This is a genomic window from Pseudomonas sp. 22189, assembly GCF_052045635.1.
GTDB classification, from domain to species: Bacteria; Pseudomonadota; Gammaproteobacteria; order Pseudomonadales; family Pseudomonadaceae; genus Aquipseudomonas; species Aquipseudomonas parakoreensis.
The window spans coordinates 81565-98095 of record NZ_JBQEPG010000009.1; the positions used below are offsets into that span (position 1 = coordinate 81565).

General features: G+C 60.4%; 15 protein-coding genes (1 of these 15 cut by a window edge). 10 read left to right on the plus strand and 5 right to left on the minus strand.

Going from position 1 to position 16531, the window contains the following annotated elements; all coding sequences use genetic code 11:
* Both ACTJKS_RS11605 and ACTJKS_RS11610 read right to left on the minus strand, forming a co-directional pair.
* Nucleotides 1-455: the 5' end (the start) of a non-ribosomal peptide synthetase gene (locus tag ACTJKS_RS11605; RefSeq protein ID WP_108182194.1), read on the minus strand. The gene continues 11866 nt to the left of window position 1, outside the view; the window shows 455 of its 12321 coding nt (coding positions 1-455); it begins with the start codon at nucleotides 453-455; its stop codon lies off the left edge, out of view.
* Nucleotides 456-684: 229 nt separating this feature from the next.
* Entirely contained in the window at nucleotides 685-1419 is a 735-nt protein-coding gene (locus tag ACTJKS_RS11610; protein ID WP_142579799.1) for a thioesterase II family protein, read from the minus strand.
* Nucleotides 1420-1551: 132 nt separating this feature from the next.
* On the opposite strand from ACTJKS_RS11610, the gene ACTJKS_RS11615 reads away from it, so the two are divergent.
* Nucleotides 1552-2685, plus strand: a complete 1134-nt coding sequence (locus ACTJKS_RS11615; protein ID WP_108182192.1) for a cupin-like domain-containing protein — start codon at nucleotides 1552-1554, stop codon at nucleotides 2683-2685.
* 179 nt (nucleotides 2686-2864) lie between these two features.
* Here the strand turns inward: ACTJKS_RS11615 and ACTJKS_RS11620 are convergent, their stop codons facing one another.
* On the minus strand, nucleotides 2865-4037 hold the full coding sequence (locus ACTJKS_RS11620; RefSeq protein WP_086794924.1) for an MFS transporter: 1173 nt from the start codon (nucleotides 4035-4037) through the stop codon (nucleotides 2865-2867).
* 335 nt (nucleotides 4038-4372) lie between these two features.
* Here ACTJKS_RS11620 and ACTJKS_RS11625 point away from each other — a divergent pair, with 335 nt between their 5' ends.
* From ACTJKS_RS11625 to ACTJKS_RS11645, 5 genes are all read left to right on the plus strand, one after another.
* A complete protein-coding gene (locus tag ACTJKS_RS11625) occupies nucleotides 4373-5920 on the plus strand; it encodes a family 2 encapsulin nanocompartment cargo protein terpene cyclase (protein ID WP_262949064.1) in 1548 nt (515 codons plus the stop codon).
* An 87-nt stretch (nucleotides 5921-6007) separates the two neighbouring features.
* Nucleotides 6008-6808: a glucose 1-dehydrogenase gene (locus ACTJKS_RS11630; protein ID WP_108182190.1), complete on the plus strand. Its 801-nt coding sequence runs from the start codon at nucleotides 6008-6010 to the stop codon at nucleotides 6806-6808.
* Nucleotides 6801-8627 (plus strand): glycoside hydrolase family 15 protein, encoded by a 1827-nt coding sequence (locus tag ACTJKS_RS11635; RefSeq protein ID WP_108182189.1) that lies wholly within the window; start codon nucleotides 6801-6803, stop codon nucleotides 8625-8627. The genes ACTJKS_RS11630 and ACTJKS_RS11635 overlap by 8 nt, the downstream gene beginning before the upstream one ends.
* A gap of 391 nt (nucleotides 8628-9018) precedes the next feature.
* Entirely contained in the window at nucleotides 9019-9408 is a 390-nt protein-coding gene (locus ACTJKS_RS11640; protein ID WP_108182188.1) for a hypothetical protein, read from the plus strand.
* Nucleotides 9409-9420: 12 nt separating this feature from the next.
* Nucleotides 9421-10059 (plus strand): BRCT domain-containing protein, encoded by a 639-nt coding sequence (locus ACTJKS_RS11645; protein ID WP_108182187.1) that lies wholly within the window; start codon nucleotides 9421-9423, stop codon nucleotides 10057-10059.
* Here the strand turns inward: ACTJKS_RS11645 and ACTJKS_RS11650 are convergent.
* The gene (locus ACTJKS_RS11650) at nucleotides 10022-11053 is read right to left on the minus strand and encodes a GlxA family transcriptional regulator (RefSeq protein WP_108182186.1); all 1032 of its coding nucleotides are present in this window, start codon (nucleotides 11051-11053) and stop codon (nucleotides 10022-10024) included. The two genes, ACTJKS_RS11645 and ACTJKS_RS11650, sit on opposite strands and share 38 nt — an antisense overlap.
* An 89-nt stretch (nucleotides 11054-11142) precedes the next feature.
* On the opposite strand from ACTJKS_RS11650, the gene inhA reads away from it, so the two are divergent.
* From inhA to ACTJKS_RS11670, 4 genes are all read left to right on the plus strand, one after another.
* Nucleotides 11143-11829 carry an isonitrile hydratase gene (gene inhA / locus ACTJKS_RS11655; protein ID WP_108182185.1) on the plus strand — a complete coding sequence of 229 codons (687 nt, stop codon included), beginning with the start codon at nucleotides 11143-11145 and terminating at the stop codon, nucleotides 11827-11829.
* Between the two features lie 206 nt (nucleotides 11830-12035).
* The gene (locus ACTJKS_RS11660) at nucleotides 12036-12827 is read left to right on the plus strand and encodes a CPBP family glutamic-type intramembrane protease (protein ID WP_108182184.1); all 792 of its coding nucleotides are present in this window, start codon (nucleotides 12036-12038) and stop codon (nucleotides 12825-12827) included.
* A gap of 102 nt (nucleotides 12828-12929) precedes the next feature.
* Nucleotides 12930-14495, plus strand: a complete 1566-nt coding sequence (locus ACTJKS_RS11665; protein WP_003223402.1) for a methyl-accepting chemotaxis protein — start codon at nucleotides 12930-12932, stop codon at nucleotides 14493-14495.
* Nucleotides 14496-14671: 176 nt separating this feature from the next.
* Nucleotides 14672-15184: a hypothetical protein gene (locus ACTJKS_RS11670; RefSeq protein ID WP_108182183.1), complete on the plus strand. Its 513-nt coding sequence runs from the start codon at nucleotides 14672-14674 to the stop codon at nucleotides 15182-15184.
* A 585-nt stretch (nucleotides 15185-15769) separates the two neighbouring features.
* On the opposite strand, the gene ACTJKS_RS11675 is transcribed toward ACTJKS_RS11670, so the two are convergent.
* Nucleotides 15770-16447 (minus strand): alpha/beta family hydrolase, encoded by a 678-nt coding sequence (locus tag ACTJKS_RS11675; RefSeq protein WP_108182182.1) that lies wholly within the window; start codon nucleotides 16445-16447, stop codon nucleotides 15770-15772.
* Nucleotides 16448-16531 lie beyond the last annotated feature (84 nt).

Here is a 16531-nt window from a genome sequence, read left to right on the forward strand (position 1 = left end):
AGCGACTGCTGTTCGGCGGCATCGATCACCGCCTGTTCACGCCCACTGGCCGACAGAGCGCTGAAGTCTTCCCGGTTAATCAGCAGCGGCGCGGTGGCCGGCACTTGCAGCAGGCTGTCATCGGCCTGGCGCTGGAACACTGTGCGCAGGGTTTCGTGACGCTCCACGAGGCTGGCGAAGGCTTGCTCCAGCGCTGTCAGGCTCAGCCGCCCGTTGAGCCGCACCGCACCGGGCAAGTTGTAGGCGCCGCTCTGCGGATCGAGTTGCCACAGGAACCACATGCGGCGCTGCGCGTAGGACAGCGCCTGACGATCCTCGGCTTCTATGCCGGCGGGTATCGGGAACCGCGCGAAATCCACGCCCTCCTTGTGCAGGGCCGCGAGGAACATCTGGCGCTTTTCCAGGGGCAACCCGATAAACCGGCGAGCAAGTTTCAAGGAGTCTTCAGCATTCATTTCTCAGCATCCGGATCAGTAGGCAGGAAGCACAAAGGCACGTCGTCCCTATAAAACGAATGCAGACCGGAAAAATTAGCGAATGAGAACAACTGTCAGGCGGGAGGCAGAGCAGGGAATTTCAGTCGTATCGCACAATCCTGTAGGAGCTGCGGCACGCTGCGATCTTTTGATTTTAAAGATCAGGATCAAAAGATCGCAGCGTGCCGCAGCTCCTACAGGGAGCGGATCAGGCGGTGATGGCCAGGTTGTGCCGACGATGATGCCCTTCCAGTTGATCCTTGATCACCTTGAGCACTTTGGCTTCATGCTCATGAATGAAAAAGTGCCCGCCGGCGAGCATGTCCACCGAAAAGCTGCCGCGGGTTTCCTTGCTCCAGCCGATCAGTTGTTCGGTGGTCGCGCGATCCGCCTTGCCGCCCAGCACGTGCACCGGGCAGTTGAGTAGCGGCCGCTGCAACGGCTCGAATTTGCCGCAAAGCAGAAAGTCCGCGCGCAGGATCGGCAGCGTCAGGCTCATCAGTTCGGCATTGGCCAGCACTTCTTCGCTGGTGCCGTTGAGTGTGCGTAGTTGATCGATCAGTTCGGCGTCGGTTTTCGGCTCGGCAAAACCGCGATCGTAATCGGCGCGCATCGTCGGCGCCGCCGTGCCCGAGGCAAACAGCGCCACCGGTTCCGGACAGCCCAATGCGCGCAGCGCGTGAGCGATTTCGCAGGCCAGCAGCGCGCCCAGGCTATGGCCGAACACCGCATACGGCGCTTTGAGATTGGGCCGCAATTCCTTGGCCAGTTGCATCGCCAGCGCCCGCATATCCGTGTGCAGCGGCTCGTCGAAACGTGCACCGCGCCCCGGCAGTTCCACCGGTTGCAGTTGCAGCCATTGCGGCAGTTTTGGCCGCCAGCGGCTATAGACCATGGCGCTGGCGCCGGAGTACGGCAGGCACAGCAGGGTCAGCTTGTTCACCCGGCTTTCCTCGAAAAATGTGTCTGTAGAGATAAACGGATTACGCCCCCGGCAAATTAGTCGCGCACCGGTAAATTGCGCCAACAGGCGCTCGTTAACTGTTCAGGCCAAAACCAATAACGAGGATTCACCGTGGACCTGCAGAGCATACTGGGCAAGTTGTTCGCCAACGCCGGTGCCGTCGGCATCGAAGGCGTTTTCCAATTCGTGTTTGGCCCGCAGCAGGCCTACTGGTCGGAGGTCAAGGCCAGCAGTCGCACCGCGCCCGGACGCCATCCCAGCCCCGACGTGACCATTGAAGTCGCCGAGAGTGATTTTCTCGGGATCATGGGCGGCCGGGTCAATGTCGAAGAACTGTTCGCCAGCGGACGCCTGAAAATCGGCGGCAACATGGGCCTGGCGACGCTGCTGCCGCAGATCATCGAGCATGCGATGCACGGTGGAGCCGTGGCGCAAAAGGTCGACATGAACAAGCGCTACCCGACCCCGCCACGCTTCAGCGAACAACTCACCGCCGGGCTGCCGGTGCAGACCCGCATCGAGCGCCATGCGCGCGATGAATTGTCGGTCAGCGAATTCAAAAGCAGATACTTGCCCAACGGCATCCCGGTGGTGATCAGCAATGCCTTGCAGGACTGGCCGCTGTTCAAGCTCAGTCGCGAGGAATCACTGGTGCATTTCGCTGAACTGCAGGGAATCACCCGCCACGGCGATTACGTGAAGAAGACCTTTTCCACCGAACGTGATTTCCGCTCGACGTCCATGGCCGAGTTCATTGCCTCACTCGACCAACCGGCAGTCAAAAGGGCTGACGGCGAACCACCGGCCTACATGGGCAACAACATCCTGCCGGCGCAATTGCTGCAGCAGATCAAGTACCCGCCCTACTTCGATGCCTCGCTGTTCATCCCGCCACGCATCTGGATCGGCCCCAAAGGCACGCTGACGCCGCTGCACCGCGACGACACCGATAATTTGTTCGCGCAGGTCTGGGGCCAGAAGCAGTTCACCCTCGCCGCCCCACATCACCGCGAGGCGCTGGGCACCTGGTCGACCGCGCCAAAAGGTGGCCTGGACGGTTGCGACTTCAACCCCGACGCGCCGGACTACGAGCGCTTTCCTGCGGCACGCGATGTGACGTTCCTGCGCGTGACGCTGGAAGCCGGGGATCTGCTGTTTTTGCCGGAGGGCTGGTTCCATCAGGTGGAATCAGTGTCGACGTCACTGTCGGTGAATTTCTGGGTGAATTCGGGACGGGGTTGGTGACCCATCCGCTGTCGGTGTGGATAACTCTGTGGTGAGGGGATTTATCCCCGATCGACTGCGCAGCAGTCGCAAACTGACCCGGCACGCTTCTTCTGAAGGAAAGAGCTGGCTGGATTTGGGGCTGCTTCGCGGCCCATCGGGGATAAATCCCCTCACCACAACAGCTCATCAATGCAGGGTTATTTCAGGTGCCGATAACTCTGAAACGCCGACGCCAACACCACCGCCCCCGCCGCAATCGCCAGCCAGAATCCGCTGCGTGCGCCAAACGCATCCACCAGCGCGCCGGAGCCGGCGGCGCCAATCGCCACGCCGATACTCAACCCCGTCACCAGCCAGGTCAGGCCTTCAGTCAGTTTGGCCGGCGGCACGATACGCTCGATCAGCGCCATCGCCACGATCAGCGTCGGCGAAAAGAACAATCCCGCGACAAACACCGCCAGCGACAAGCTGACAATATTGCTCGCCAGCAACAACGGCAGCGTGGTCACCGCCGTCGCCACGCCGCCATACAGGAACAGACGCGGCAACGGCAGTTTCGAACGCATCGCGCCAAACGCGATCCCGGCGAGACACGAACCGATGGCGTACACCGACAACACGATGCTCGCCGCCGCGGGCTGACCCTGCTGCTGGGCGAAGGCGACGCTGACCACATCGACCACACCGACGATGACGCCCATGGCGAGCATCAACGCCAGCAGCCATTGCACGTCGGTCGAGCGAATGATCGAACCCTGATGCTGCGACTCCTGCGGGTGCACCGCCGGTTCGGTGCTGCGCTGGGCGACAAACGCCGTCACCCCGATCGCCAGCGCCAACAGCGCGGCCAACGGCCCGGCCTCGGGAAACGCCACCACGCATAAACCCACCGACAGCGGCGGGCCGACGATGAAACAGACTTCATCGAGCACCGACTCCAGCGCATAGGCGGTCTGCAATTGCGGCTGGCCGCGATAGATCTCGGTCCAGCGCGCGCGCACCATCGCCGACATGCTCGGCATGCAGCCGGCCAGCGCGGCGAAGATGAACAGCGTCCAGGTCGGCGCCTGCAAACGCGTGCACAGCAGCAACATCAGCAGCGCCCCACCACCGATCAACGCCGACAGCGGCAGCACGTTGCCCTGGCCGTAACGATCCACCAGCCGCGACACCTGCGGCGCGCAAAACGCCGTGGCCAGAGCAAACGTTGCCGCCACCGCACCGGCCAGCGCGTACCCGCCCTTGAGCTGCGAAAGCATGGTGATCACGCCGATGCCGGTCATGGAAATCGGCATGCGCGCGATCATTCCGGCCAGAACAAAAGCCCGGGCGCCGGGAGCGGTGAATAATTCGCGGTAGGGATTTGCCATGGGTTGCAGCCTCATCAAGGGCCGCCAAGTTGCCATAAAGGTTGATGAGCGTGGAAGCGGGGAATTGTTGGTGGAATGTGAAGGCGCGAAACTCAACACCTTGCGATTCCAGGCACTCTCCGAGGATCTCTTCCCAAGACCAATGGCATTGCCGCCGACGTCAGGAATCACATAACCAATAGTCGAAAATCGCGCACACCTGTCAGGTTTTACAGGTGCTTTTTCATGCGATTGCAGTTCTCATGAGGCTTTGACTCAATGGCGTACCGCTCCCGAATGAACGGGCAACTGCTCTTGAGCACTATCCCATAGCGCACGCGCCAAGGAGCCTTGTCATGGAAGAACAGCTTATTCTGGTATCGCCCAAGGATCGCCAGACCGGTGTAGCCTCAAAGATGGAAGTCCATCACCAGGGACTGCGCCATCGCGCATTTTCGATTCTGCTCTTTGACTCACAAGGTCGGATGCTGATGCAGCAACGCGCGTTGGGCAAATATCATTCTGGCGGATTATGGACCAACACCTGCTGCGGGCATCCTCGCCCTGGCGAACGCACGGCCGCCGCAGCCCTGCGTCGACTGCAGGAGGAAATGGGCACGACGTGCAAACTGCAGAAAGTCGCCTCGATGCTCTATTACGAGCAAGTTTCCAATCAACTGATCGAGCATGAATTTGACCACGTGTTTGCCGGCCTCAGCCAGCTCGATCCGGTAGCCAACCCCGAGGAAGTCGAAAGTTGGGAGTGGCTGTCGCTGGAGGAGATCACCGAACGGATCGAACAGGCACCCGAGCAGTTCACAATCTGGTTTCGCCGGGTGTTCGAGCAGTTCGGGACTGGGGGTGTAAGGCAATGGTTCGAGGCCGCCCGCGATGCGTCAGCGGCACGATCAATGCCTGATGCTTTTGGGAAAAACGCAAGATCACACTGGGCCGTCCCGCCGTTGTATTGTCCGGCGCCGTTTCGGATTGATACGGCACTGGCCGAAGCTGTCGAAGATCGCCTTATGCCATGGATCAAGGAGGTCGGCATATTTGCGGGACAACTCGAAAAGGTCCGCGCCATGGGGTTCGGTCGCTTCGCCATGCTTTGCCATACCGACACTCACGATCCCGATCGCCTGCTGCTTTCGGCACAGTGCATCGCCGCCCTGTTTGCCGTGGATGATTACTACTGCGATGACGAGCGAACCGGCTCCGAACCGCGTCTGGTAGGGCCCCGACTTTCGCTGGCGCTGGCCGCACTGGAGCCGGCGCACCTGCCCTTTCGCTTTCGTTGCGGTCTTGATCAGGCACTGAACAGTGACCCGGTACTGGTTGCGCTTCGCGCCTATATGGACCGCGTTCAGGCATTCGCATCTTCCGTACAAGTGGCCAGGGTACGCCACGAAATCATCGCCATGTTTGTCACCATGACTGCCGAAGCGGCCTGGCGTCTGGAAGGATTGACCCCACCCATCTGGGAATATCTCGCTCAACGCCAGACCAACAGCTTTTTACCCTGCATGTCATTGATCGACGTGATCGGCGGATACGAACTGCCAGCACACATCTACAGCGCCCCTGCCGTGCGGCGCGTGACCACGCTGGCCGCCAGCGCCACGATCGTCGCCAACGATCTGTATTCCGCACACAAGGAAAATCAGGCCGCAATCGGCGATTTCAATCTGCCGCTGTTACTGGCTCGCGAACACAATTGCACGCCCCGACAAGCGATGATCAAGTGCGCGCACGTTCATGACGAAATCGTGCACCTGTATGAAGCGGCGGAACAAGCCGTGCTGCCGGATGCATCGCCGCTGCTGCAGCGTTTTCTGACCGGCATAAAAAGCTGGGTCTCCGGCAGTCTTGAATGGCACCGGCACAGTGGCCGCTATCACGTCTGAACGTGTCGATCTTTTCATGCATGCGGATGAACTCTCGCAGCTCGCCATGGGTCAGCTGACTGAGCCCTTAACCCAGGCATTTCGAGCATGCAGATTTCCCTCGCCCGCCAAGTGGCACTGGTCACCGGCGCCAGTTCCGGCATCGGCCATGCCGCCGCCAAAGCGCTGGCCGCTGCCGGCGCCGCCGTCGTCATTAATTACCACCGTCAGGCCGAACCTGCTCAAGCGCTGGCGCAGCAAATCATCGCCGACGGCGGTCAGGCACTGGCCATCGGCGCCGATATTTCCAAGGAAGATGAAGTCGAACGGCTGTTCGCCGAGACCCTCGAGGCCTTTGGTGCGTTGGACATTCTGGTGGCCAATTCCGGCCTGCAAAAGGACGCCGCGGCGGTGGACATGACCCTGGAAGACTGGAACACGGTGATCGGCGTCAACCTCACCGGCCAGTTCCTCTGCGCTCGCGCCGCGTTGCGGATTTTCAACCGTCAGGGCGTGCGTGAAGGCGTGTCCCGCGCCGCCGGCAAGATCATTCACATGAGTTCGGTGCATCAGCGCATCCCGTGGGCCGGGCACGTCAACTATGCGGCGTCCAAGGGCGGCGTCGATCAGTTGATGCAAACCCTCGCCCAGGAAGTCAGCCCGCAGCGCATTCGCATCAACGGCATCGCGCCGGGAGCGATTCGCACGGCGATCAACCAGGACGCCACCGAAGGCGCTGCCGGTGAAAAACTGCTGGAGCTGATTCCGTACGGGCGCATCGGCGATGTCGAGGACATCGCCAACGCGGTGGTGTTTCTCGCTTCCGACGCCGCCGATTACATCGTCGGCACCACCCTGTTCATCGACGGCGGCATGAGTCTTTATCCGGAGTTTCGCGGCAATGGCTGAGCATCATCCTGAACGACAAAGCCCGATCGACGCCCACGGCATCATCGGCGACCTGCGCAGTGCCGCGCTGGTCAACGACAGGGGCAGCGTGGATTTTTTCTGCTGGCCGGAATTCGACAGCCCGTCGATCTTCTGTTCGCTGCTCGACACGCCCGAGGCAGGGATTTTCCAGCTCGCCCCGGACTTGCCCGATGCCCGGCGCGAGCAAATCTATCTGCCGGACACCAACGTGCTGCAGACGCGCTGGCTCAGCGAACAGGCCGTGGTGGAAATCACTGACTTGCTGCCGATCGGCGACAGTGTCGATGACCTGCCGCTGCTGATGCGCCGGGTGCGGGTGGTCAGCGGTGAAGCGACCTTTCACATGCGCTGCGCGGTGCGCCATGACTACGCGCGTGCCAACACCCGCGCGCAGATGGATCAACAATCGGTGATTTTCAGCGCCGAGGGTCAGCCCTCACTGCGGCTGGTGGCGGATCAGGCGTTGCACATCGATGGCGAGTCGGCCGTTGCCTCCTTCAGTTTGAAACAGGATCAGCACGCCGAATTTGTTCTCGGTGGCGCCGACGATCCGCGTTTCAAGGATGACGGCGCGAAAATGTGCCTGGAGCGCACGTTGAAGTTCTGGCGTGACTGGATCGGCCAGTCCAACTACCGCGGGCGTTGGCGGGAGATGGTCAATCGTTCGGCACTGGCGCTGAAGTTGCTGACCTCGCGCAAGCACGGCGCGATCCTCGCCGCCGCCACCTTTGGCCTGCCGGAAACCCCCGGCGGCGAGCGCAACTGGGATTATCGCTACACCTGGATCCGCGACGCCTCCTTCACCGTCTACGCGTTCATGCGCCTGGGCTTTGTCGACGAGGCCAACGCCTACATGGGCTGGCTGCGCGGGCGGGTCAGCGATTGCCAAGGGCATTCAACCAAACTCAACATCCTCTATGCCATCGACGGTCGTCAGCAACTGCCGGAAACCGAACTCTCGCATCTCTGCGGCCATGGCGGCGCGCAACCGGTGCGCATCGGCAATGGCGCGTATGACCAGATTCAACTCGACATCTTTGGCGAGTTGATGGACGCGGTTTATCTGGTCAACAAGTACGGCGACGCGATTTCCCACCAAGGCTGGAACCATGTGCGCGAAGTGGTCGATCAGGTGTGTGAGACCTGGCAGACCACGGATGTAGGCATTTGGGAAATGCGCGGTGAGCAGCATCACTTCTTGCACTCGCGACTGATGTGCTGGGTGGCCCTGGACCGGGCGATACGACTCGCTTCGAAACGCTCGCTGCCGGCGCCGTTCGTCCAGTGGGATCAGACCCGGCAGGCGATCTACGCCGACATCTGGGACAACTTCTGGAATGAGGAGCGCGGGCATTTCGTCCAGTACAAGGGCGGCACCGCGCTCGATGGTTCGATGCTGCTGATGCCGCTGGTGCGCTTCGTCAGCGCCAAGGACCCGCGCTGGCTGTCGACCCTTGAAGCGATCGAAAAGACGCTGGTGCGCGACGGCATGGTTTATCGCTATCGCAACGATGACGCCAACATTGACGGTTTGACCGGCACCGAAGGCGCCTTTGCCGCCTGCTCGTTCTGGTACGTCGAATGCCTGGCCCGGGCCGGTCAGGTGGAAAAGGCCCATCTGGAATTCGAGCAATTGCTGCGTTATGCGAACCCGCTAGGGTTATACGCCGAAGAGTTCGACAGCCATGGCCGGCACCTGGGCAACACCCCGCAGGCGCTGACGCATCTGGCATTGATCAGTGCGGCGAGTTTTCTCGATCGGCGTTTGAGTGGGGAGAAGGGTGAGTGGCAGCCGTAATTTCGCCAGTATCTGTAGGAAATATGCCGCATCAGCACGCTTCGCTGGGCTAACCCCTACACAGAAATAAACAGAATCAGATCTCCTGGGGTGAGGGGATTTATCCCCGATGGGCTGCGCAGCGGCCCCGCTCTTTGCCTGCTTATTTGTTCAACAGTGCCGCATTGCATGGCTTTGCGACTGCTGCGCAGTCGATCGGGGATAAATCCCCTCGCCACAGTTTGGGTGGTTTGTTCCTGCTTCTTCTAAACAAAACCCAGGCAAATCCCTCCCCCGCAACCTGCACTTACACCCTGAAATACCCTGTTGCCAGCTGTTACATCCACCCCTACCATCCACCGCAACGGGCACAGCGGAGCTGTCCAATAAAACCCGAATTCAAGGAACCAGAATGACCCAGCACGTCCACCGTCCCATCGCCACGCCCCTGCGCACCGGCCTGACCCGCACCCAACTGTGGGAAGCCGCCGACAAAGGCCTGATCAAATGCTGGGAAATCGGCCGCCAGCGCGCCAGCCGCTTCCCCGACCTCGCGCAACAATGCCTCGCCGGTGAACTGCCGGTCCTCGGCTGGAAAGGGGGCGTCAGCCGCAGCCTGAAGAAAAACGAGAAATACGGTTCGCTGAAATACCTGGCGCAGTGGCAAGGATTGCGTGGCGAAGACCTGGATATTGATCTGAGTGAAGAACGCTCGATGACCTGTTCGCGGACGAAGATGCGGGTGACGTTTACCCCGGATCGGACGAAGTATTTCAATCAGGTGGCGGAAGCCGAGGCTTAAGGAGAAGCAACGATGGTCGATTTGCATCAGGAATTTAAGAGCAGCGTGTTCTTTCACCAGGCAAGAATCGAGCGGCGCTCGGTGGATGCTCTCATCGGCATCGCCGCCGGGCTTGCCGCAGACTGCACGATCAACCAGCAAGAAGCCGAGTTTCTCAGAACCTGGATTGAAACCCATTTGGTGCACCTGGACGATCCGGTTGTGAACATCCTTTACAGACGTCTTGCCGACATGCTCAGCGACGGAGTTCTGGACGCCGACGAGTCTGCGGAGCTGCTGGAAATGCTGCATCAGTTCACCGGTCTGCCAACCGCACCAACACAAACAACAAAGTTTGCCGCTCCGACCAGCCTTCCTCTCGACAACCCTGCCCCACAGTTATGCCTGGTTGATCGGGTCTTCCTGTTTACAGGCGTCATGGCCTATGGGCCACGTAAAGAATGTGAGTCGCAGATCCTCGAACGCGGCGGCCTTATTGGTGGTTCCGTCAGCAAAAAGATTCACTATTTGGTAGTGGGCAGCATTGGCAATGATCAGTGGCTTCACAGCTCTTACGGCACCAAGATCAAGAAGGCCGTTGAACTGAGAGACAGCGGCGTGCCGATTGCGATCATCAGCGAAGATCATTGGCAGAAGGTTCTGTTCGGGTAATTGCCCCCAAGGGCATCGCTGAATCTGCTTCGCCAGCACTGACCGAAAACCGCTCCCGGTACGCCTGCGGCGTCACCCCGATCGCGCGCAGAAAACTGCGGCGCAACGTTTCTTCACTGCCAAACCCGCAGTTGGCCGCAATCCGTTTCACCGGCAGCCCGGTGTCGCTGAGCAGACGGCGCGCGGTTTCGACGCGGATCAGTTCGATGGCGCGGGCCGGGGTCTGGCCGGTGTCGGCGCGGTAGTGGCGGACGAAGCTGCGTTCGCTCATGCCGGCCTGTTCGGCCAGGGTCGGGACGCCGAGGTCGCAGGTGAGGTTTTCGGCGATCCAGGCGTGCAGCTCATCAAAGCGATTGCCCTGATTCTGCAGGGCCAGGGTCACGCTGAATTGCGATTGCCCGCCCGGGCGTTTGAGGAACACCACTAAATGTCGGGCGACGTCGAGGGCGATGTCGCGGCCCAGATCTTCCTCGACCATCGCCAACGCCAGATCGATGCCGGCGGTAACGCCGGCCGAGGTCCAGACCGGGCCGTCGTTGATGAAGATCGGGTTGGCTTCGACCTGCAGCTTCGGGTGCTGCTGGGCCAGTTGTTCGCAACGGGTCCAGTGGGTGACCACGCGACGTCCGTCGAGCCAGCCGCTGGCCGCCAGTAGAAATGCCCCCGTACACACCGAGGCCACGCGTCGACATTTCGCTGCGTGCTCGCGTACCCAATCCACCAGCGACTCATCTTCGGATGCCGGATAGATCCCCCAACCACCCGCGATAATCAGCGTGTCGCTGGCGTCTTGCGGCAACGGTTCGGCGAGCACCGCCAGCCCCGCCGAGGACACCACCGCCCCGCCCTCGCGAGCAATCACCGACGGCGCATACGGCACCGGCAAGCCGCGTTGGCGGGCGATGTCGTTGGCCGAGGCGAATACTTGCAGAGGGCCGGTGACGTCGAGGATCTGCATGTTGGCGAACGCGAGTACGTGAATGGCTTTGGGCATATGGCGTAATTCGTGGGGTTATTGGCGTATACGCCAGAACCTACGCGCCTACAGTGAAGCCGTCCACCCCTCAAATGGAGAAAAACCCCATGACGTTGCAGATCGGTTTTCTGTTGTTTCCGCAGGTGCAGCAACTCGACCTGACCGGTCCCTATGACGTACTGGCCTCACTGCCGGACGTGCAGGTGCATCTGATCTGGAAAGATCTGGTGCCGATCACTGCGAGCACCGGCCTGCTGTTGAAACCGACCACCACCTTCGAGGACTGCCCGGATCTGGATGTGATCTGCATTCCCGGCGGCGCCGGGGTCGGGCCGTTGATGGAAGATGAGCAGACGCTGGGGTTCATCAAGCGTCAGGCGGCGCAGGCCAGGTATGTAACGTCGGTGTGCACCGGTTCGCTGGTGCTGGGCGCGGCGGGTCTGCTGCAAGGCAAACGCGCAACCACCCACTGGGCCTATCACGAACTGCTGCCGAAACTCGGCGCGATTGCGGTGCAGGACCGGGTGGTGCGCGACGGCAATCTGTTTACCGGTGGCGGGATTACCGCAGGCATCGACTTTGCGTTGGTGCTGGCGGCTGAACTGGTGGGGGCCGAGGCGGCGCAGTTGATTCAGTTGCAACTGGAATATGCGCCGGCGCCGCCGTTCAATTCGGGCAGTCCGGATAGCGCGCCGAGCGCGATTGTCGACGAGGCCCGCCTGCGTGCTGCGCCGTCGCTGAAATTGCGCTCGGAGATCACCGAACGCGCCGCCGCGAAACTCAACCTGCGCTGATCCTCAGCCACACACAAAACCCTGTAGGAGCTGCCGCAGGCTGCGATCTTTTGACTTTGGCTTTTCAAGATCAAAAGATCGCAGCCTGCGGCAGCTCCTACAGGGAGGATTGCGGCGTGTCATAGTTTCCCGCCACAGCTTTACTTGTCCCCACGCCCTCACCCGTGTAGAAAGCCCTTCCACAAAATTCTGCACAAGGACTTTCGATGAAGGCGTTGCCATGGCCCTATCTGGCACTTCTCAGCCTCGGTTACGGATTGGCGTTGAGTTTCGGCCAACTCGGCTGGCTGGCGCTGATCTCCTTCGGACTGTTGCTGGTGGCCGGTTTCGCCGTGCGCCAACAGCTGGTGCCGGTGGCGCGGTTGCTCGGCCACGCTGTGTTTGTTTTCCTCGCCCTGTCGCTGGCGCTGCACTGGTTGCCGGGGTTCGATAATGGCCGGGCCATCGCGAAGATGCGTTTCACCGATGACGCCGTGCCGTTCGCGATGTACCTGAATCTGGACAAACCGCTGATCGGCTTCTGGCTGCTTTTGGCCTGTCCGTGGATCGTCGCCGCCCGCTCGCTGCGTCTGACGGTATACGCCAGCGTCCTCGGCCTGATGTTGAGCGCAACCCTGGCCCTGGGTGGCGCACTGTTATTCGGGATGATTGCCTGGGCGCCGAAGTGGCCTGATCAGGCGTGGGTGTGGCTGCTGAACAATCTGCTGTTGGTGACGCTGGTCGAGGAAGCACTGTTTCGTGGCTATATACAGGGCGGTTTGAGTCGACTGTTCAAGCACCTGCCCCATGGCGACAACCTCGCTCTGCTGCTGGCGTCGCTGTTCTTTGCCCTGGCGCATGTGGGTGCCGGCTGGCACTGGGTGCTGCTGGCGGGTCTGGCGGGTGTCGGCTATGGTCTGGCCTACCGCTTTGGTGGGCTTGCGGCGGCGATCGCCACGCACTTCGGGCTGAACCTGCTGCATTTTTCGCTGTTCACCTATCCGATGCTCGCCGGTTGAAGCAAGCGCGGTTTTGCGACGCCGTGCTGATATCTGAAAAAAAACTTCAATAATTTCCTGACAGCGCCGACAACCTTTCAAAGCCTTGCGGATTGAAAAACCATGCGTAACAACCAGCCCATTACACAACGCGAACGGACTTTCCCGGCTCAGCAGCGGTTGATTTCCACAACCGACGCCAAGGGCGTGATCACCTACTGCAACGACGCTTTCGTCGAAATCAGCGGGTTTTCGCGTGAAGAACTGATCCGTGCGCCGCACAACCTGGTCCGTCATCCTGACGTGCCGGCGGCGGTGTTTTCGCACATGTGGGGCACACTGAAACAAGGCTTGCCATGGATGGGCATTGTCAAGAACCGCTGCAAATCCGGTGACCACTACTGGGTGAACGCCTACGTGACACCGGTGTTCGACGGCAATCAGGTGGTCGGTTACGAGTCGGTGCGGATCAAACCCACCGCCGAACAGATCCGCCGTGCTGAAGCGCTCTACCAACGCATCAACCAGGGCAAGTCGGCGATCCCTTCCAGCGACAAATGGCTGCCGGTGCTGCAGGACTGGTTGCCGTTCATTCTGGTCAGCCAGCTGAGCTTCGTGATCGGTGCGACGCTGAACTCGCACTGGGGCTTTGCCCTCGCGGCCGGTTTGTCGGTACCACTGGGCCTGATGGGCCTGCAATGGCAGCAACGCGGACTCAAGCGCCTGCTGCGCCTGGCCGAACAGACCACCTCCGACCCGCTGATCGCGCAGATGTACACCGACAGCCGTGGCGCCCAGGCGCGTCTGGAAATGTCGATCCTCAGCCAGGAAGCGCGCCTGAAAACCTGCCTGACCCGTCTGCAGGACACCGCCGAGCACCTGACCGATCAGGCCAAACAGTCCGACGCCTTGGCGCACAACAGCTCCAGCGGTCTGGAACGTCAGCGCGTGGAAACCGAACAGGTCGCCACCGCCGTCAACCAGATGGCCGCCACCACCCAGGAAGTGGCCAGCCACGTACAGCGCACTGCTGACGCGACACAAGAAGCCAACCGCCTGACCGGTCGCGGTCGCGACATCGCCGGGGAAACCCGCGAAGCCATCCAGCGCTTGTCCGTTGTGGTCGGCGAAACCGGCCTGACCGTCACCCAGCTGGCTAAAGACAGCGACGAAATCGGCGGCGTGGTCGACGTGATCAAAGGCATCGCCGACCAGACCAACCTGCTCGCGCTCAACGCTGCGATTGAAGCCGCACGTGCCGGCGAGATGGGCCGTGGTTTTGCCGTGGTCGCCGACGAAGTCCGCCAACTGGCACAACGCACCAGCGAATCCACCGGCCAGATCCACGCCCTGATCGCCAAGCTGCAACAAACTGCATCCAGCGCCGTACAAACCATGGAGGCCGGGCATCGCCAGGCGGAAGAAGGTGTGGCGCGGGTACTGGAAGCGGATCAGGCCCTGGTCGGCATCAGCGAAGCAGTGGCCAACATCACCGACATGACCACCCAGATCGCCGCCGCGACCGAAGAGCAAAGTGCCGTGGCCGAAGAAATCAGCCGCAACATCAGTAACATTTCGGAACTGGCGGACCAGACCTCGGAACAGGCGCATAACTCGGCGTTGTTGAGTGAAGAGCTGACCAAGACTGCCAACACGCAGTATTCGTTGGTGGAGCGGTTTAACCGCTAAAAGCAAGATCGCCGCTTCATCTGAAAACCCGGACAGCGAAAGCTTCCGGGTTTTTTATTGCTGTGCTACCTGTCAGATCTGACAGTAGACGCCCAGCTGTTCGAGCGGGTATCAAGAGAAACCGTAATTGCAGTCGGTTGTAACACCTCCCCTTACTCGAAAAGGCAGGTTTAACAATGACCACTCACACTATTTTTCTTCCGAAAATGCCACTGGTGCGCGCTGAACAATTTGAATGGAGATTGGGCGGCAAACGGAAAACAGCGGAATTCAGCTACTTCTATCAAGACGAGTTTTTGGGCAAGTTGTATTGGGCCATAAGTGGTGGAACAGGGAATTTCGACGATGAAAACTATTTTGCTTTCTCGATGACTCTGCCCTACCGATCTGATGAGACTCTCACAGGTGTTTATGACCTCAAAAAAGGGCTGACATGTGTACACAGCCATTGGATCCCTGCGCCACCGGGGTTCATCGGAATGGCTACGGTAGACGCCGACTCGGCGACCCTTAGCATCAAATATGACCCTGAAACAGACATCGCGACGGGATCATTCGAGGCCTTGTTCAAAAGTAATCGCTATCGTCTGATGCCCAAGGGGACTTTCACCATGACCCGGGTGAGACCGACTGAAGCTGGCTCACTGCAATTCCGGGCAAGCCCACCTCAACGTCCATTGAAAGAATGACTTCGTGCAAGCGCTGCCGCAGGCTGCGATCTTTTTGGCTCAAAGCCCGGACGGCGAAAGCGTCCGGGCTTTTTATTGCCAGCCTGAAACTCATGGTGCCTGGCAGACCGCTTTCGCGAGCAAGCATGCTCCCACAGTGGGATCGGGTGTCATCAGTTAGAAATTGGTCGGCTGGCAGACCGCCATCGCTGGCAGGCTGGCTCCCACACAAGAGCAAGAGCAGAACCCGCACCGCTCTTGCTCCTCACCACTCAACACGATGAGCGTTAGCTCAAGTACCGCTTTTGATCTTGATCCACGGGGCGACGTCGGAAGGCTGAGTGGAGGGATTGATCCGGGGGTGGGAGCGCAGCGACCGTTTGGCGCAGCCAAACACAGCGAGAGGAGGTGCAGCGAAGCAAACCGTAGGCGCTGCCCCCCGGATCGATCCCGCAGCGAAGGAACCCCGAGCCCCAGCGAGCGGGCCGAACGCAGGAGCAAGCCTTTTGGGTTACCTTTTCGGCGTTTGGAAAAGGTGACCCGCCGTAAGGGCGGAACCCTAAGCCGCCGTTACCGCAGCAACGGATATACACCCCCAACCAAACCTCAACGAAGAAACCCGGCGACCTTCTCCACCGCCGAAGCCAAATGGTCCGAATGCGTAAACCCCGAAACCTTCAGCGGCTTCAAATCATGATCCCCAGAGGCCAACCAAAACACCTCAATACTCGGCGATAGATCGTAAGCCTCGACAGCATCCCGATTTCCGAGAGCATCCCGCTCCCCCTGAACAATCAACGTCCGAGTCCGCAAAGCAGCCAAATGCTCAACCCGAGGTTTCTCAGGTTTCCCAACCGCATAAAACGGATATCCAAGACAGACAAGCGCATCAGCCCCCAACTCATCGGCCAAAAGACTGGCCATCCGCCCCCCCATGGACTTCCCGCCAACCGCCAAAACCCCAGCGACATGACGTCGCACTTCAGCGAACACTTCGCGCCAGCACTCAAGCAGTTTCGGCGCCGGATTCGGCGGGCGTTTACTGCCATCAACCCGACGCTGCGCCATATAAGGAAACTCAAACCGCAACACGTTCACGCCCAATCCAGCAAGGCGCCCAGCCATATCCGTCATCCAGTCACTGTCCATCGGCGCACCCGCCCCATGGGCCAGGATCAATGTCGCCGAAGCCTTGCCCGACGCAGCATCCCAAAGCCACCCATGATCCCGCACGCACTGCGCCCATTGATCCCCGTCAATACTGGCCTTGTGCTGTTTGTCCATGCTTGCCTCGCTTTTAGTCTGCCTATAACTCCAGGCGAAGGATTCGCGGCGTTTTCTGCGCGCGCTCACTTCGGCTGAACCGTG